Annotated in this window: 15 protein-coding genes and 1 pseudogene; 5 read left to right on the top strand and 11 right to left on the bottom strand. The window is 69.1% G+C overall.

The genetic code is table 11. The features are described 5' to 3' along the window. Window positions 1–7: 7 nt before the first annotated feature. From STVA_RS03730 to STVA_RS03695, 8 genes are all read right to left on the bottom strand, one after another. The gene (locus STVA_RS03730) at window positions 8–1060 is read right to left on the bottom strand and encodes an ABC transporter ATP-binding protein (RefSeq protein ID WP_123694086.1); all 1053 of its coding nucleotides are present in this window, start codon (window positions 1058–1060) and stop codon (window positions 8–10) included. Beyond that, window positions 1057–2103: an ABC transporter ATP-binding protein gene (locus tag STVA_RS03725; protein WP_123694088.1), complete on the bottom strand. Its 1047-nt coding sequence runs from the start codon at window positions 2101–2103 to the stop codon at window positions 1057–1059. Before STVA_RS03725 ends, STVA_RS03730 begins: the two co-directional genes overlap by 4 nt. Then, window positions 2100–2993: an ABC transporter permease gene (locus tag STVA_RS03720; protein ID WP_123694090.1), complete on the bottom strand. Its 894-nt coding sequence runs from the start codon at window positions 2991–2993 to the stop codon at window positions 2100–2102. Before STVA_RS03720 ends, STVA_RS03725 begins: the two co-directional genes overlap by 4 nt. Then, window positions 2990–3940: an ABC transporter permease gene (locus STVA_RS03715; protein ID WP_123694092.1), complete on the bottom strand. Its 951-nt coding sequence runs from the start codon at window positions 3938–3940 to the stop codon at window positions 2990–2992. Before STVA_RS03715 ends, STVA_RS03720 begins: the two co-directional genes overlap by 4 nt. Window positions 3941–3977: 37 nt before the next feature. Then, window positions 3978–5657 (bottom strand): peptide ABC transporter substrate-binding protein, encoded by a 1680-nt coding sequence (locus STVA_RS03710; protein ID WP_123694094.1) that lies wholly within the window; start codon window positions 5655–5657, stop codon window positions 3978–3980. Between the two features lie 53 nt (window positions 5658–5710). Then, window positions 5711–6868, bottom strand: a complete 1158-nt coding sequence (locus STVA_RS03705; protein ID WP_123694096.1) for a TauD/TfdA family dioxygenase — start codon at window positions 6866–6868, stop codon at window positions 5711–5713. A 115-nt stretch (window positions 6869–6983) separates the two neighbouring features. Beyond that, complete coding sequence (locus tag STVA_RS03700) at window positions 6984–8147, bottom strand: TauD/TfdA family dioxygenase (protein ID WP_170216658.1); 1164 nt, start codon at window positions 8145–8147, stop codon at window positions 6984–6986. Between the two features lie 83 nt (window positions 8148–8230). Beyond that, complete coding sequence (locus STVA_RS03695; protein WP_123694100.1) at window positions 8231–10015, bottom strand: AMP-dependent synthetase/ligase; 1785 nt, start codon at window positions 10013–10015, stop codon at window positions 8231–8233. 133 nt (window positions 10016–10148) lie between these two features. On the opposite strand from STVA_RS03695, the gene STVA_RS03690 reads away from it, so the two are divergent. Both STVA_RS03690 and STVA_RS03685 read left to right on the top strand, forming a co-directional pair. Next, complete coding sequence (locus tag STVA_RS03690) at window positions 10149–11936, top strand: M3 family oligoendopeptidase (RefSeq protein WP_123694101.1); 1788 nt, start codon at window positions 10149–10151, stop codon at window positions 11934–11936. A 17-nt stretch (window positions 11937–11953) separates the two neighbouring features. Then, window positions 11954–13294 (top strand): ABC1 kinase family protein, encoded by a 1341-nt coding sequence (locus STVA_RS03685; protein WP_123694103.1) that lies wholly within the window; start codon window positions 11954–11956, stop codon window positions 13292–13294. 33 nt (window positions 13295–13327) lie between these two features. Here STVA_RS03685 and STVA_RS03680 read toward each other — a convergent pair whose 3' ends face one another. From STVA_RS03680 to STVA_RS03670, 3 genes and pseudogenes are all read right to left on the bottom strand, one after another. After that, window positions 13328–14128: a potassium channel family protein gene (locus tag STVA_RS03680; RefSeq protein WP_123694105.1), complete on the bottom strand. Its 801-nt coding sequence runs from the start codon at window positions 14126–14128 to the stop codon at window positions 13328–13330. 112 nt (window positions 14129–14240) lie between these two features. Further along, window positions 14241–14372 (bottom strand): annotated as a pseudogene (locus STVA_RS28505) (hypothetical protein); the annotation flags it as partial. A gap of 108 nt (window positions 14373–14480) precedes the next feature. Continuing rightward, window positions 14481–14921, bottom strand: coding sequence for a hypothetical protein (locus tag STVA_RS03670; RefSeq protein ID WP_123694107.1), 441 nt, complete (start codon window positions 14919–14921; stop codon window positions 14481–14483). Between the two features lie 147 nt (window positions 14922–15068). On the opposite strand from STVA_RS03670, the gene STVA_RS03665 reads away from it, so the two are divergent. From STVA_RS03665 to STVA_RS03655, 3 genes are all read left to right on the top strand, one after another. Then, window positions 15069–15641, top strand: coding sequence for an Lrp/AsnC family transcriptional regulator (locus tag STVA_RS03665; RefSeq protein WP_245978514.1), 573 nt, complete (start codon window positions 15069–15071; stop codon window positions 15639–15641). Between the two features lie 81 nt (window positions 15642–15722). Beyond that, window positions 15723–16403: an aspartate/glutamate racemase family protein gene (locus STVA_RS03660; RefSeq protein ID WP_123694109.1), complete on the top strand. Its 681-nt coding sequence runs from the start codon at window positions 15723–15725 to the stop codon at window positions 16401–16403. A gap of 126 nt (window positions 16404–16529) precedes the next feature. Beyond that, window positions 16530–17918: an aminotransferase gene (locus STVA_RS03655; RefSeq protein WP_123694111.1), complete on the top strand. Its 1389-nt coding sequence runs from the start codon at window positions 16530–16532 to the stop codon at window positions 17916–17918. Window positions 17919–17956: the final 38 nt, after the last annotated feature.

Here is a 17956-nt window from a genome sequence, read left to right as displayed (position 1 = left end):
TTCGGGGTCAGACGGCGGCCGGCCGGACCGCGTCGCCGGCCCCGGTCTGCCAGGGCACGAGGTTCAGGTCGTCGCGCAGGCACGCCTTCAGGTGGCCCTTGCCGACCTCGCGCAGCGGCGGCACTTCGACCGAGCAGACCGGCAGGGCATAGCGGCAGCGGGTGCGGAAGGCGCAGCCGGACGGCGGGTTGATCGGGCTCGGGATATCCCCCTTCAGCACGATGCGTTGGCGCCGGATGGTGGGGTCGGGCACCGGAGCGGCCGAGAACAGCGCCTCGGTATAGGGATGGCGCGGGTCGCGGAAGAGTGTGCGGGTGTCGGCGATCTCCACCAGCTTGCCCAGATACATGACGGCGACGCGGTCCGAGACGTGCCCCACCACCGCCAGGTCGTGGGCGATGAAGAGGATGGTGAGGCCCAGCTTGGCCCGCACGTCGAGCAGCAGCTTCACCACCTGGGCCTGGATCGACACGTCCAGCGCCGAGACGGGCTCGTCGGCCACTAGCAGCTCCGGCCGCAGCATGAGGGCGCGCGCGATGCCGATGCGCTGGCGCTGCCCGCCCGAGAACTCGTGCGGGAAGCGCTCGCCCGAGTTGCGCGGCAGTCCGACCATGGCCAGCGCGTCCTCGACCCGGCCGTTGCGCTCGGCGAGCGGCATGGCGGGCTCGTGGATGGCCAGCGGCGCGCCGACGATGCGGTCGACCCGCATGCGCGGGTTCAAGGACGAGAACGGGTCCTGGAAGACGAGTTGCATCTGCCGCCGGAAGGGGCGGAGCTGGCCGCGGCTCAGGCGGGTGATGTCATGGCCGAGGAAGCGGATGGCGCCATCGGTCGGCGTATCGAGGCGCAGCACCGTGCGCCCGACCGTGGTCTTGCCGGAGCCGGACTCGCCGACCAGGCCCAGCACCTCGCCCTTGGCGACGCTGAAGGACACGCCGTCGACCGCGCGCACCTTGTCGCGGCTGCGGCCGAACAGGCCGCCGCCGATGGGAAAGTGCTTCACGAGGCCGTCGACCTCCAGCACGGGGGCGCCCGGCACGGGCTTGGGCTGTTCGGTCATGCGGGCACCGCCTGGCTGACGTCGCGCCAGCGGGCGCAGCGGACGGAATGTTCGGGCTCGGCCAGTTCCAGTGCCGGTACCGCGGTGTCGCAGAGCGACGGCTGGAAATGGGCGCAGCGCGGATGGAAGGCACAGCCCGCCGGCATCGCCGTGGGGTCGGGCACGTTGCCCGGGATGGCGTGCAGTTCCTCATGCACGCCGCCCACCATGTCGAGCCGCGGCACCGAGCGCAGCAGGCCCTGGGTGTAGGGCATCAGCGGCCGCCCGAAGATCGGCACCACCGGCGCCTGCTCGACGATGCGGCCGGCATACATGACCAGCACCCGGTCGGCCACCTCGGCCACCACGCCCAGATTATGGGTGATGAAGACGATCGACATGCCGGTCTGACGCTGCAAATGCTGCATCAGCTCCAGGATCTGGGCCTGGATGGTGACGTCGAGCGCCGTCGTCGGCTCGTCGGCGATCAGCAGGCTGGGCTTGCAGGCGAGTGCTACCGCGATCATCGCGCGCTGGCGCATGCCGCCCGAAAGCTGGTGCGGAAAGCTGGCCAGCCGCCGCCGGGGCTCGGGGATGCCGACGAGGTCGAGCAGCTCGACCGCCTCGTCGAGCGCGGCCTTCTTCGATACGCGGCGATGGAAGATAATGCCCTCGGCCACCTGCGCGCCGATGGTGTGGACCGGGTTCAGCGAGGTCATCGGCTCCTGGAAGACCATCGCGATCTCGGTGCCGCGGATGTCGCGGATCGTGGCGTCGTCGACGGCCAGAAGGTCGACCGTGCTGCCGTCGCGCCGGCGCAGCAGGATGCTGCCGCCCACCTTGTTGCCGCCGCCCCGGCCGATCAGGCGCATGATGGCAAGGCTGGTGACGCTCTTGCCGGAGCCGGATTCGCCGACCAGCGCCAGCGTCTCGCCCGGCCGCACGTCGAAGCTGACGCCGTTGACGGCCGCCACCCGGCCCGTCTGGCCGCGGAACTCGACCGTCAGGTCGCGCACCTGGAGCAGCGGCTGGTCGGCCCCGCCCGCCTTGGAATTACCGCTCATGACAGCTCGCTGCGCGGATCGAGCGCGTCGCGCAAGCCGTCGCCCAGGAAGTTGAAGCTGGAGACCGCCAGCGTGATCATCAGCCCGGGCAGCAGCGCCAGCCAGGGTGCGGTCGTCAGGTACTGCTGGGCCTTCTCCAGCATGTTGCCCCAGCTCGCCACCGGCGGCTGGATGCCATAGCCGAGATAGCTGACATAGGATTCGAGCAGGATGCCGCGGGCGATGATGAGCGTGGCCGCGACCACGATCGGCGCCACCGCGTTGGGCAGCAACTCCTTGAACATGATCCAGCGGTCGGGCGCGCCCATGGCCTCGGCGGCGACGGCGAAGTCGCGCTCGCGCAAGGCCCGGATCTGGCCCTGGACGACGCGCGCCACCTCCATCCACGCCGTCAGCGCGATGATGAGGGTGATGGTCATGATGCCGGGGCTGACGAGGGCCGCCAGCGTCAGCAGCAGGAAGATGGTGGGGAAGCACAGCACGGCATCGACGAAGCGCATCAGCACGGCGCCGATCGCCCCGCCATAGAAGCCGGCCACCGTGCCGACGATGGTGCCGACCGTGACCGCGATGACCATGGCCGCAAAGCCGATGGTGAGCGAGATGCGGCCGGCCATCAGCAGCCGGGCCAGCATGTCGCGGCCGAGCTCGTCGGTGCCCATGAGGTGCGGGCCCGAGAAGGGCTCGCGGAAGCGCGCCCGCATGTTGAGCTGGAACTGGTCGAAGGGCACCAGACTGGGGCCGATGGCGCAGGCCAGCACCAGCAGCACGATCACCACCAGCCCGAACATCGCCAGGCGATGGCGGGTGAAGCGGCGCAGCGTGCGGTAGCGCGTCGACCGGCGCAGCGTCTGCGCGCCGTGTGGTGCCAGGGCGGTGTCGGCGGTCATTGCAGCCGGATCCTTGGGTCGGCGACGACGTAGAGCACGTCGGCCAGCAGGTTGCCGATGATCACCAGGATCGCGGTGAAGGTGAGCAGGCCCATGACCACCGGGTAGTCGCGGTAGCCGATGGAATCGAGGAAGAGCCGCCCCATGCCGGGCCAGGTGAAGACCGTCTCGGTCACGAGCGCCCCCGACAGCAGGGTCGGCACCTCCAGCCCGGCGATGGTGATCATCGGCAGGAGCGCGTTGCGCAGCACGTGGCGCACCAGGACGATCCGCTCCGACAGGCCCTTGGCGCGGGCGGTGCGCACATAGTCCTGGTTGATCACGTCCAGCATGGAGGAGCGCATGAAGCGGCTCCAGATCGCGGTCGTGACCAGCCCCAGGACCATGGAGGGTCCTATGAGATGGTGCAGGAAGGTGATGAAGGACTCGTTGCCGACCGGCGATATGTTGCCGGGCGGCAGCCAGCCCAGCTTCACCGAGAAGACGTAGATGACGACCAGGCCGAACCAGAAGGTCGGGATCGACAGCGCAATCATGGCGCCGATGGTGACGAGCTGGTCGAAGAAGGAATAGCGCTTCACCGCGCCGATGACGCCGATGACGCCGCCGACCAGCACCGCGATCAGGGTGGCCGTCACCATCAGTTGCAGGGTGGCGCCCAGGCGCGAGCCGATGACGTAGAGGACGGGGTTGTCGTCGCGGTAGGAGCGGCCCCAGTCCCCTGTCAGCAGGCGGCCGAACCATTCCAGGTACTGCACCGGCAATGGCCGATCGAGGCCCATCTGCGTCGCCAGGCGGCGCAGGTCCTCGTCGGTCATGCCGGGAGTGTTGGTGAATTGCGACAGCGGACCGCCCGGCGTCAGGTGCAGGAGCGCGAACCCGATCATCGAGACGATCCACAGCAGCACCAGGCTCTGGGCGAGCCGGCGCAGGAGGAAGCTGCTCATTTTGCCTCCGCGGCCGGCGCCGGCCCGCCCAGGCCGATCACGCCCAGTACCAGGTGTTGATGTTCCAGCAGTTGGAACGGTAGTTGACGTTTGGCTCGTAGCCGACGAGGCCCGACTTCACGCCCTCGATCATGCTCCACTGATAGATCGGCAGGATCGGCAGGTCGGCGCGCACCATCTCCTGGACCTTCAGGTAGTTGGCCTTGCGCTTCTCGCGGTCGACCTCGGTCTGGCTGTCCTTCAGGAGCTTGTCGACGGCCTCGCTCGAATAGGCCGAGGTGTTCTGGCCGGTGCCGGTCTTGGAACTGATGGAGGCGCTGCTCAGCCGCTCGGACGGGTCGGGATCGGAGCCGACGGAATAAACCGAGCCCGCCATGGCCGTATCGAACTGCCCCTTGCGCCAGTAGTCGCCCCACATGACGGCCGGCGGGAAGTTCTTGATGGTGACCTTGACGCCGATTTCCTGCCAGCCCTGCTGGAGGAACTGCTGGGTCTGCTCACGCAGATGGTTGCCGGCCGTGGTGGAGGTCGTGAAGTCCAGCTTCATGCCGTTCTTCTCGCGCACGCCACCCGCACCGGGCTTCCAGCCGGCATCGTCCAGCAGCTTCTTGGCCAGGGCCGGATCGTACTTCTGCGCCGGCAGGTTGGTGTTGTAGGCCCAGGATTCCTGCGGCAGGTAGGTCTCGGTCGGGCGCGGGACGTTGTAGAAGATGTCCTTGATGATGGTCGCCTTGTCCATCGCCGCGTAGAGCGCCTGGCGGACCGCCAGTTCCTTGAAGTAGGGCCGGTCGTTGTTGAGGACGATTGCCTCAATGAAGGGCAGCGGTGCCGCCTGCACCTTGCGGCCGGCATAGCCCTTGGCCTCGGCGAAGTTGTCGGCGGTGATGCCCTGCAGGCCGATATGGTCGATGGCGCCGGTCTGGAACTGCGTCTTCAGGACCGTCAGGTCCGGGATGTACTTGAAGATCAGCTTCTCGATGAACGGCCCCTCGCCATAGAACTTGTCGTTGGCCTCCAGCAGGATGTGGTCGCCCGGGCGACGCTCGACCCACTTGAAGGGGCCGGTGCCCACCGGCTTGTTGTTGAAGGGCGAATCCTTGGGATCGCCGCCGGCGCCCAGGATGTGCTTGGGCACGATGTAGGTCCAGGCCAGCACCGAGAAGTAGGGCGCGAAGAACGTCTCCATGCGCCAGGAGATCTCGGTCGGGCTGATGATCTTGATGTCGCGCACCTGGTTGTGGCCGGAGCGCAGCATCGCCGGGAAGTTCGTGTCGTTGATCAGGTCCAGCGTGTACTTCACGTCCTCGGCCGTGAAGGGCGCGCCGTCATGCCAGGTGACGCCCGGGCGCAGCTTGATCTTCCAGCTCAGGCCATCGGCCGAGACGCCGCCATTCTCCACGGTCGGGATCTCGGTCGCGAGTTGCGGCACCAGGTTGCCCTTGGCGTCGATCGACCAGAGCGGGCTGAACAGGTTCATGTGGACGCCCTCGTCCACCTCGATGCGCGCGCGCAGCGGGTTGAACACCGTCGGCTCCTGCGAGATGCCGACCACCACCTGGCCCTTGCGCGTGCCCTTGGGCGGCTTGGCACCCTGGCCCCAGGCGAGGCTGCCCGGCATGGCCGTGGCGGCAGCGCCGGCGGCGGCCAACTGCATGAAGCGACGCCGCGGCAGGATCAGGCCGGTGGAGGGTGTCTTGCTGGAACCGTTGGCGCTCATCGGGGACCTCTCTGTTCGTTCGTTTCGTCGGGCGACCTGGCTCGCGGGCGGCGTCAGCCGGCCTTGCGGCGGTCGCGCTCCTCTTGCCAGCCCTTGGCGCTGGGATACTTGCTGGAGGTGACCTCGGGCGTCAGCAGGCTGTTCTCGCGCCGACGCTTCTCCTGGGTCGCCGTCATCTCGGCGATGTAGCGCGACGGCAGCTCCATGAAGGGCCGCCGGTTCTTCAGCCAGTTTGTCGTGTCCGCATCGGTGAGGAACAGTTGCTCGGCCAGCCGCTGCGGCCAGGCGTCGACGCGCAGCCACAGGCGCAGGAGGTGGCGGCGGCGCGACACCTCCGGATAGTCGTCATAGTCGGTGCGCGCATGCATGATGCAGCGGTTGTTGAGGAACTGGATGTCCCCTTCCTCGAAGTTCATGTCGAGGAAGTATTCCTCGGACTTGGCCAGCCGCTGCAGCTCGTCATAGGCCGCGATCTCTTCGGCCGACCAGGTGATTCCGGCCATCTGCACGGCGTAGCGCAGGTTGCCGGAATCGATGACGCCGGTCAGGCGGCCGTCGGTCTGGGTGATGACGGGGATGCGGTTGGCGCTGAGCGGCGGGGTCACCGCATACTTGGCATCCATCTCGTGGTGATGGTTGTAGTAGCCGCGATAGAGGACCTCGAGCAGGTCGGGCCGGGTCTCCAGCATGGTGTTGTGGATCGCCGACAGGCTGACGATGCGGCTGGCGCCGCCCGACTGCGCCCGGCGCAGGCACATCAGCGAGACGATGTCGCAGGCCGACGTGTCGATATGGAAATGCTGGCCGCCGCCGGCATTGTAGCCGCGCACCTTCTCGACGATGTCGCTGATGTCGATGACGCTGCCCAGCAGCTGGCCGAACCAGGACTGCGCCACCGGCCGGCCGAGATGGACACCCAGCCCGACATAGATCCGCGCCATCTCGTCCGACGAATAGCGCTCGCGCGGGAAGCCGCGCATCAGGACCACGCCGGTGCCGTCCAGCAGCTCGTCCTGGAGGCGCGACAGGGTCGCCCCCATGGTGGGCAGCGGGAAGCTCTCGCGCGTGATCTGGGCGATGTCGCGCTCGCCGCACACCTTCAGCGCGGCATCGATCTCGGCCACCTCGTCGTCGACGAAGCGATGCATCATCTGGGTTCGGTAGTCGACCTCGGAGCCCTTCCAGGCCGCCCGTGTCTCGATCCGCTTCATTTCCACCGCACGCACTCCCGCTCAGGCCCGACCCATCCAAGACGCCGGTGTGCACATGGTATGCCAGCGACAGCCGACATGCACCCGGCGCATTCCACCCATGCGGACGGCGGGATCAACCCGCCGCCCGGTCGCGATCCTCGTGCCAGCCGCGCGCGCTGGGCGCCCGCCCGGCGGTCGCCGCCGGCGTCAGCACGGTCTTCTCGCGCCGCCGACGCTCCTGCATCGCCGCCATTTCGGCCAGATAGCGCGACGGCAGTTCCATGAAGGGCCGGCGGTTCTGCGCCTGCCAGTGGCTGCAATCGGCATCGCTGAGGAACACCTGCTGCGGCGGCCGTGCCGGCCAGTCGTCGACCCGCAGCCACATGCGCAGCAGATGGCGACGTTTGGTCACATCCGCGTCGTCCTCGTAGTTGGTGCGCGCATGCATGATGACGCGGTTGTTGAGGAACTGGATGTCCCCCTCCTCGAAGTTCATGTCGAGGAAGTATTCTTCCGACCGGGCCAGCCGCTGGAGTTCGTCATACGCCTCGATCTCCAGGTCGGACATGGTGACGCCGCCCTGCTGCACCGCGTAGCGCAGGCTGCCTGAATCGATGACAGCGGTGAGCCGACCGTCCTTCTGGGTGAAGACCGGGATACGGTCCGCGCTCTGTGGCGGGAACAGCGAATATTTGGCGTCCATTTCGTGGTTGCGGAAGTAGTAGCCGCGATAGAGCACCTCGAGCAGGTCGGGCCGCGTATCCAGTAGCTGGTTGTGGATGGCCGACACCGAGACGATGCGGCTGGCCCCGCCCGACAGCGCGCGCCGCAGGCACATCAGCGAGACGATGTCGCAGGCCGACCCGTCGATGTGGAAATGCTGGCCGCCGCCGGCATTGTAGCCGCGCACCTTCTCCATCACGTCCGAGATGTCGATGACGCTGCCGAGAAGCTGGCCCTGCCAGGACTGGGCGACCGGCTGGCCCAGATGGGCGCCGAGCCCGACATAGACCCGCGCCATCTCGTCCGGCGAATAGCGGTCCCGCGGGAAGCCGCGCATCAGCACGACGCCGCGCCCGTCCAGCAGCTCGCCGCGCAGCGCCGACAGCCTGGCCGCGAAGGTCGGCAGCGGGAAGGTCGCGGGCGTGATCTCCGGGATGTCGCGCTCGCCGCAGGCCTTCAGCGCGGCGTCGATCTCGGCCACCTCGCCATCGGTGAAGCGGTGCATCATCTCGGTCCGGTAGTCGACCTCGGAGCCCTTCCAGGCCGCCCGGGTCGTGATCCTGTCCATCGCCATGGAAACCGTCCTCCAGCATCGGGGGGATGCGCTCGGCCGATGGTGCATCCGCCCGGACGCCCAATCAAGCGATCAAAACCTGCCTAATCATAGAGTTGCTGGAGCGTCGTGCCGTAGACCTCGCGAATCCGGTGGCGACGGATCTTGAAGGTCGGGGTCAGCAGGCCGTTCGGCACCGAGAAGGGCTCGGCCACCAGGGCCCAGCGCCGCACCCGCTCGGACGAGGGAGACCCGGCATTGGCGCGCGCCACCGCCTCGCCCACCGCCTTGCGGAAGGCCTCGTCGTCGACGAGCTGGTGCAGGTCCTGCGACTTGCCGTGGGCCGCCGCCCACTCCTTGGCCCGTTCCTCGTCCGGGACCAGGAGGGCGACCAGGTAGGGACGGCGGTCGCCATGGACGATCGCCTGGGCGATCAGCGGCTCCAGCGTCAGCAGCCCCTCGATCCGCTGCGGCGCGATCATGTCGCCGCCGGCATTCTTGATGAAGTCCTTCTTCCGGTCGGTGATGATCAGGTATCCGTCGGGATCGAAATGGCCGACGTCGCCCGTATGCAGCCAACCGTCGACCACGGCGCGCGCCGTCGCCTCCGGGTCCTGCCAGTAGCCCTTCATCACGTTGGGACCGCGCACCAGGATCTCGCCATCCGCGGCGATGCGCACCTCGACCCCGTGCAGCGGCGGGCCAACCGTGTGCAGGCGCGGCGCCAGCGGGGTGTTGACCGTGATCACCGGCGAGGCCTCGGTCTGGCCATAGCCCTGCAACAGGCGCAGGCCGAGTGCCGTGAAGAACAGGCCGACATCGGGGTTCAGCGGGGCGCCGCCCGACACCAGCGCCTTCAACCGGCCGCCGAAGCGCGCCCGCATCTTGTCGCGCACCAGCCGGTCGACGACCAGGTCCTGCACCCGCTCCCACAAGGTCAGGCTGCGCGGCTCCAGCGCCTTCTTGCGGCCGAGCGCCAGGGCCAGCGCGAAGAGCTTCTGCTTGGTCGGGCTCTGCCGCTCCACCCCGCGGCGGATGCGCTCGTAGAGCGTCTCGTACAGGCGCGGCACGGCCGTCATCAGCGTCGGCTTGGCGTCCAGCATGTCCGCCGCCAGCGTGTCGGCCGCCTGGGCGAACCAGATCTGGGCCGCGACCGAGATCGGGAACATGGTGCCGGCCGTGTGCTCGTAGGCGTGCGACATCGGCAGGAAGGACAGGAACACCTCGCGGTCGACGCCCAGCGTCAGCAGCGCGCGGTACGCGCCCTCGGCATTGGCCATCAGGTTGGCGTGGCTCAGCATCACGCCCTTGGGCACGCCGCCCGTGCCGGACGTGTAGATGAGGCAGCAGACATCGTCGCGGCCGATGGCGGCGATGCGGGCGTCGGCGGCGTCCGGCAGGGCGGCACCGGCGGCCAGCAGTTCGTCCCAGGCCAGCACCGGCACCGGCGACTGCCGCCCGGCCTCGGGCGCCATCGCCACCAGGAAGGCGATGTCGGGCAACTGGGCGGCGGCCGCCGTCACCCGCTGCATCAAAGCCGGCGTCGAGACGATGGCCGCCCGCGCGCCGCTGTTGGACAGCAGGTGGACGTGGTCGGCCACGGTGTTGGTGGTATAGGCCGGCACGGTGATGGCGCCCGCGACCATGATCGCGAAGTCGGCGATGATCCATTCCGGCCGGTTCTCCGACACCAGCGCCACGCGATCGCCCGGGCGGATGCCCTGGGCCACCAGTGCCGCGGCCAGCGCCCGGATGCGCGCCACGGCCGTGGCGTAGTCGATCGGCTCCCACACCTTGTTGCGCTTGGCGACCAGGAAGGGCTGCGCGGCATGGCCCGACGCCACGTCGAACAGCATTGCCGGCAGGGACTGCCACCGATCGAACTGCATGCGCCGTACTTCCCCTCCCGAGCTGCGGTTGCGCCGGCCTGTCGCCGGTCGCCATTTGCGCGGGGCCATTGGCGTGGGCCGGCCCGGCGCCCTATATGGCAGCAGACGGAATCTTCGACCATCAGGACGAGACATGGCAAGCAACGCGGCATCGGCCCCCATCGGCGCGCTCCCGGAATGGGACCTGAGCGACCTCTACCCCGCCCCGGATTCGGCCGAGCTGGCGGCCGACATCACGCGCGCGGGTGCCGATGCCAAGGCGTTCCGGGCAGCCTATGAGGGCAAGCTGGCGGGCCTTTCCGGCGACGGATTGGCAGAGGCATTGGCGTCCTACGAGCGGCTGCAGGACCTGCTGGGCCGGATCATGAGCTATGGCCAGCTCGTCCATTCCCGCGCCATGTCGGACGAGACGATCGGCCGCTTCTACCAGACCATGCAGGAGCAGGTGACCGAGATCACCTCGGACCTGATCTTCTTCACGCTCGAGCTGAACCGCATCGAGGAAGCGGACATGGCGGCCAAGCTGGCCGCGCCCGCACTCGCCCGCTATGCGCCCTGGATCGCCGACACCCGCGCCTTCCGCCCGCACCAGCTATCCGACGAGGTCGAGCGCCTGCTGCACGACAAGTCGGTCGCCGGCCGGTCGGCATGGGTCCGCCTCTATGACGAGACGACGGCGGCCTTGCGCTTCCCGCTGGGCGACGAGAAGCTGACCATGGCCGAGGTGCTGCACCGCATGTCCGACCGCGACGGCGCGGTGCGGCAGGCGGCCGCCATGAGCCTGGGCCAGGTGCTGGGCGACAATGCGCGGCTCTTCGCGCTCGTCACCAACACGCTGGCCAAGGACAAGGAGATCGAGGATCGCTGGCGCGGCTTCCCGCGCCCGATCTCGGCCCGCAACCTCTCCAACTTCGTCGAGGACGAGGTGGTGGACGCCCTGCTCGCGGCCGCCCGCGAGTCCTACCCGCGTCTCACGCACCGCTATTATGCCCTGAAGGCCAAGTGGTTCGGGGTAGAGAAGCTCGACCATTGGGACCGCAACGCGCCGCTGCCGGGCGACGACGACCGCGTCATCCCCTGGGCCGAGGCGCGCGACACGGTGCTGGGCGCCTACGCCCATTTCTCGCCCGAGCTGGCGGCGATCGGCCGGCGCTTCTTCGACGCCGCCTGGATCGACGCGCCGGTGAAGCCCGGCAAGGCGTCGGGCGCCTTCGCCCACCCGACCGTGCCGAGCGCCCACCCCTACCTGCTGCTCAACTACCAGGGCAAGACGCGGGACGTGATGACGCTGGCCCACGAGCTGGGCCATGGCGTGCACCAGATCCTGGCCGCGGGCCAGGGGCCGCTGCTGGCCGACACGCCCTTGACCCTGGCCGAGACCGCGTCCGTCTTCGGCGAGATGCTGACCTTCCGCGCCATGCTGCGGGCCGAGACCGACCCGGCGCGGCGCAAGATCATGCTGGCCACCAAGGTCGAGGACATGCTGAACACCGCCATCCGCCAGGTGGCGATGTGCGAGTTCGAGCGCCGGCTGCACGATCGCCGGCGCGAGGGCGAGCTGACGGCCAAGGAAATCGGCCTGCTGTGGCGCGAGACCCAGACCGAGAGCCTGGGGCCGGCGATCCGCCTGGGCCAGGGCTATGAGTGGTACTGGGCCTACATCCCCCACTTCATCCACACGCCCTTCTATGTCTATGCCTATGCCTTCGGCGACTGCCTGGTGAACTCGCTCTATTCCGTCTACCAGGGTGCCGAGGAGGGCTTCGCCGAGAAGTATCTCGACATGCTGCGGGCGGGCGGCAGCAAGCGCCATGGCGAGCTGCTGGCGCCGTTCGGGCTGGATGCCGCCGACCCCGCCTTCTGGCGTCGCGGCCTCAGCGTGATCGAGGGCATGATCGACGAGTTGGAGCGGCTGGAATGAGGGACCGGTAGCCGCCGATGGCATCCGAGAACAGCTTCGGCGGCCGGCTGCGCCGCTATGCCCAAGTGTCGACCACCGTGGGCGGGGTGGCGGCCCGCGTCGCCGGCGGCCGGCTGTTCGGCATGAAGGGCGACCAGGACCGCCAGGCGGCCGACCTGCGGGCGGCACTGGGCGGCATCAAGGGACCGTTGATGAAGGTGGCGCAGATGCTGTCCACCATCCCCGACGCCCTGCCCGATGCCTATGTCCGCGAGTTGCAGCAGTTGCAGGCGCATGCGCCGGCCATGGGTTGGCCCTTCGTGCGCCGCCGCATGACGTCCGAACTGGGCGAGGGGTGGCGCGCCCGCTTTGCCGAGTTCGAGCGCGAGGCCGCGCGCGCGGCCTCGCTGGGCCAGGTGCACCGGGCGACCGCACTCGACGGCCGGCTGCTTGCCTGCAAGCTGCAATATCCCGACATGGGATCGGCGGTGGAGGCCGACCTGCGCCAGCTCGGCCTGGCCTTCTCGATCTACCAGCGCTACGACCGCTCGGTCGGCATGCAGGAGATCCGCGCCGAGATCACCGACCGCCTGCGCGAGGAACTCGACTATCGCCGCGAGGCCCGCCACATGGGCCTTTATGGCCGCATGCTGAAGGGCGAGGCCGGCGTCCATGTGCCGGAAGCATTGCCAGAGCTGTCAACCGACCGGCTGCTGACGATGACCTGGCTGGAAGGCACGTCGCTGGCAGAGGCCGAGACCGCGCCGGTCGAGCGCCGCAACGCGATTGCCCGCAACCTCTTCCAGGCCTGGTACGTGCCCTTCTATCGCTATGGCGTCATCCATGGCGACCCGCATCTCGGCAACTACACGCTGGGCGAGGGCGACGCGGTGAACCTGCTGGATTTCGGCTGCATCCGCATCTTCCGCCCGTCCTTCGTGGCCGGCGTTATCGACCTCTACAAGGCGCTGCGCGACGAGGACGAGGCCTTGGCCGTCCACGCCTACGAGACCTGGGGCTTCGTTGCCCCCAGCCGCGAGCTGATCGCGGTGATGAACCGCTGGGCGCGCTTCGTCTATTCGCCGCTGATGGTCGACCGCACCCAGCCGATCCAGGCCTCCAAGAGCGGCCTCTACGGCGCCGAGGTGGCGGCCGGCGTGCACAAGGAGCTGCGCCGCATCGGCGGCGTCACCCCGCCGCGCGAGTTCGTCCTGATGGACCGCGCCGCCATCGGCCTGGGCTCGGTCTTCCTGCGCCTGGGCGCCGAGCTGAACTGGCACCGCCTGTTCCATGGCCTGGTCGACGACTTCGACCGCAAGGCGCTGGAGAAACGCCAGAAGACGGCCCTGAAGGCCGAGGGGCTGGAACCGGCGGCGTGAGACTGCCGGCCGCTGGCGAGGCGGGATCGGTCATCATTCGCCGGGGTCGGGAATGGCCAGAATATGTCCGCAGGCTCGGCAGTGGACGGCGTCCGGCTCGTGTCGCTGGAGCGCACAGCGCGGGCAGGGGTAGAGCACCTTGAACGGCTTGAACAGTGCCTGCGCAAGCCGGACGAACAGCGAGATCCCCACGATCATGGCGACGATCGAGGTGAGCTTTCCTGCGGCTCCGGGCAAGGTGATGTCCCCGAAACCTGTCGTCGTGACCGTCGCCACGGTGAAGTAGAGGGCGTCGATATATCCTTCTATTCCCGAGCCGGGACGGGCGAACGCCGTGAAGACGAAGCCCGTGATGAGGAAGAGGCACGTGACGAGGTTGATCCCCGCGCGGCCCACGTCTTCCCAATGCCGATGCCGGCTGTTGCGCAGCGGCCGCCAGAAAACATCCTTCTGGGACAGCGTCCACAGGCGCAAGATGCGCAGGAACCCCAGGTTCGCGAGCCAGAGCGGGGCCAGCAGCGTGGCGAGCACCACGAAGTCCACCCACACCGCCGGCTGCCGGACCCAATGCCTCAGGTCGCGCGCCGCAGCCGCGCGAGCCGCGAGGTCCGCCGTCAGGAGGACGGCCACGGCGTAGTCGAACCAGAGAAACCAGGGCTCTTCCTGGAGGACGGGCGCCAGGATGAAGAACGAAATGATCACGATGTCGATCGCCGCCGCCGACCACTGGAAACGGCGTGCCGCCAGACTTTCGCCGACGTAGAGGCGCCTCAGCTTCTGCCGCCAGGCTGCCTCTTTCGGGGGTGCGTCGTTCGCGCTCGGAAGGTCGTCCATCCGGCAGTCTACCTTGGGTCGCGTATCTTTTGGCATCAGCGGTCCGGGGGGCGGGGTCGAAGATGCCGTACTCCAGACAGACATAGGTCTGCCGGTCGCCCAGGATGCGATGCCGGTAGCCGTCCATGGTCGCGTCGAGGACGACCGAGGACGAGGTGTCCAGTTCCGGCGTGGTGACCGACCGGCCGAACATCGCCCGTTCCCGGTGGCAGCAGTCCAGCCCCGCCACCTCCTCGGCGTGGATCTCGCCATGGCCGAATGGCCCGAGCCCGGCGTGGAAGTCGATGGCGGCGGCATTGCGCCGTCAGTCGCGGGCGCCGCGAAAGAGCCGAAGATGATGGCCCTGTCCCCGTCAGCGCCGGGCGAAGGTGACGCCGCAGGCCCGCCCCTCGACCCGGGCGCCGGTGCCCGACGTTCCGGCGAACGTCGCCTTGACCGTATAGGCGTAGGATACGAGCTGGGGGACGCGGCCCATGTTGTAGGCGTTGTCGCCGGTCAGCCCCTTCACCGCCAGGGTGGCCGTGCCGTCGGGCTGGATCGGCCCTTCCAGCAGCAGCCAACTGGCCATGCCGGCCGCACCATGCTCGCCGCGCAGCGCCCCGCCCGCCACCCGTGCCGGGAAGCGGAACGTGTAGGGCAGCGCGCCGTCGCTGTGGCGGGCGCACGCGATGGTCACGTCCCAGGCCCCATCGAACGGGGCGCCGGCCGCGGCCTGCGCCCAGGCTGCCGGGGCCGCCGCCGCGCCACAGGCGAGCAGCATCGCGGCCACGCCGACGCGGGAAAACTTCGTCATATGCTGCTCCTCGGAAGGACCCGGCAATGCCCGTTGCCGGCGTTGGCCCGAGCGTAGCCCCCGCGTGGCACCCCGTCGAATGGTTTGCGAATCCCTTGCGGAGCCGGCACAGTTCTTGCGGCCCCCGAGACGGAGGATAGTGGCACCTTGACCATCGACGTGCCGGATCGACATGTTCGCCATCGCCACCCGGCGCCCGAGCCCGCCCGCTCAAGCGCATGGCAGGCGCGCGCCGGCAATGACGGCCGCATCGCGTTGAGCGAAGCCGACGTGCGGATCCTGGCGACGCTGCAGCGGGAGGGGCGGATCAGCAAGTCGGCCCTGGCCGACCGGGTCAACCTGTCCGCGAGCGCCTGCTTCGAGCGCATGCAGCGCCTCGAGAAGCAGAAGGTGATCGTCTCCTACCACGCCACCGTGAACCTGCGGGCGCTGGTGCAGCTCCACACCTTCTTCACCGAGGTGACGCTGAAGAGCCACCACGCCTACGACTTCCGCCGGTTCGAGGCCTTCGTGCAGACCGTGCCGGAGATCGTCGAGTGCCATGCGCTGGGCGGCGGCATCGACTATGTGCTGAAGATCGCCTCGCGCGACGTCGACGACTACCAGGCCATGATCGACCGGCTGCTCGACAGCGAGATCGGCATCGACCGCTACTTCACCTACATCGTCACCAAGGTCGTGAAGAGCCTGCCGCAGTTCCAGGTCGAGAACCTGCTGTAGGCCGCGGGCGCACGTGGAATCTTCGGCGACAGGGGGCCATTGCCGGCCAATCGTCGCGATAGCCGGCACTAGACTTGCCCGATGATGGCAAGACCCGCGGCACTCGGCATCCTGCAGCTTGCGAACACGCCGATGATGCTGGTTGGCTGCCCCGGCAACCCGGCCACCTTCGACTTCCCCGTCCGCTATCGCCAGGTGAGCGGCGCCTGGGTCGACAATGTCGTGGCCGGCGACCCCGCCGTGGAAGCGGCCTTCGTGGCCGCAGCCCGCGCGTTGGAGCAGGAGGGCGTGGCGGCGCTGACCACCGCCTGCGGCTTCGCGCTGCGCCACCAGCGGGCGATCGCGGCCGTGCTCCGCATCCCCGTCGCCACGTCCAGCCTGCTGCTGCTGCCGTCCATGCTGGCAGCGGCCCGGCCGGGGGGCCGGATCGGCGTGCTCACCTTCGACGCCCGCCACTTCTCGCCCGACCTGCTGCCGCTGGCGGGCGTCGCCGCACCCGACCGGGTCGCGGTCATGGGCATCGAGGGCAGCGAATCCTGGGAGCGGATGTCGCAGCCCGAGGTCCAGATCACCGCCGACATCCTGGAGCGCGACGTGCTGGCCGCCATCGACCGGCTGGTCGCGCGCGAGGCGAACCTCGCCGGGCTGCTGTTCGAATGCGGCGGCTTCGGCCCGGTCTCTGCCGCTGCGCGCCGCCGCACCGGGCTGCCGGTGCTGGACGCGATCGACAATGCGCGCCTGCTGATGGCCGGCGTCGGCTGACCGCCGCCCCGGCGAATATTCACCGGACGGCCCGGGTTGCGGCCGACGAAGCGCACGGCCGGGCGCGCCAAACCCGGCAAACCGCCGGCCGTCGATGGAAGAGGATGGGGCAAAGGAGACGCCCCCATGAGCCCCAACCCACTCGCCAACACGCCGTCGCTGGAAGACCTCGACCGCCGGCACATGCTGCACGCCTTCACCCACCTGGCGGACTTCGCCTCGGGTGCGATGGGGGAGCCGCGGATCATGGTCGGCGGTGACGGCTGCCACGTCGTCGACCGCAAGGGACGGCGCTATCTCGACGGCTTCGCCGGCCTCTACTGCGTCAATGTCGGCTATGGCCGGACCGAGATCGCCGATGCCATCGCCCGCCAGGCGCACGGCCTGTCCTACTATCACGCCTATGCCGGGCATTCGTCGGAGCCGGCGATCCTGCTGGCCGAACGCGTAATCGAATGGGCGCCGGCCGGTATGTCGCGGGTCTATTTCGGGCTGTCGGGGTCCGACGCCAACGAGACCCAGGCCAAGATCGTCTGGTACTACAACAACGTCCTCGGCCGGCCGGCCAAGAAGAAGATCATCTCGCGCCATCGCGGCTACCATGGCGGCACGGTGTTCGCGGGCAGCCTGACCGGGCTGCCGGTGTTCCACACCGCCTTCGACCTGCCGCTGGGGCCGGTCCGCCACACGCGAAACCCGCACCACTACTGGGAGGGCGCGGACGGCGAGAGCGAGGAGGCCTTCTCGCGCCGCTGCGCCGACGAGCTGGAGGCACTGATCCAGGCCGAGGGGCCGGAGACGGTGGCCGCCTTCATCGCCGAGCCGGTGCTGGGCACCGGCGGCATCATCCCGCCGCCCGCCGGCTACTGGGCGGCGATCCAGCCGGTGCTGCGCCGCCACGACCTGCTGCTGATCGCCGACGAGGTGGTCTGCGGCTTCGGCCGGCTCGGCACCCGCTTCGGCTGCGACCGCTACGGCATTCAGCCCGACCTGTTGACGATCGCCAAGGGCCTGACCAGCGCCTACCTGCCGCTGTCGGGCGCCATCGTCGGCGAGCGGGTGTGGCGGGTGCTGGAGGAAGGGTCGGCCAAGTACGGCCCGTTCGGCCACGGCTACACCTATTCCGCCCACCCGGTCTGCGCGGCGGCAGCGCTCGCCAACCTCGACATCCTCGAGCGCGAGAAGCTGACGGAGAACGCGGCCAGCACCGGCGCCTACCTCCAGGACAGGCTGCGGGACCGGCTGGCGGGCCACGCCCATGTGGGCGAGGTGCGCGGCGAAGGCCTGCTGGCCGCCGTCGAATTCGTGGCCGACCGCAAGACCAAGCGCCGCTTCGAGACAGCCGACAAGGTCGGCGCACGGCTGGCAGCCGCCTGCGTCGAGCGCGGCCTGATCGCGCGCGCCATGCCGCACGGCGACATCCTGGGCTTCGCTCCGCCGCTGGTCATCACCAAGGCCGAGATCGACCAGTTGGTGGATACGACGGCAGCGGCGGTGGCAGCGGTGCTGGGCTGAGGTCCGGCCGGCCCACTGCCCCCGGCCCGTCGCGATGC

The sequence above is a fragment of the Stella humosa genome, assembly GCF_006738645.1.
Classification (GTDB): Bacteria; Pseudomonadota; Alphaproteobacteria; order ATCC43930; family Allostellaceae; genus Allostella; species Allostella humosa.
Note: the sequence above shows the minus strand (reverse complement) of the source record. Positions and strands in the feature narration are given on the sequence as shown.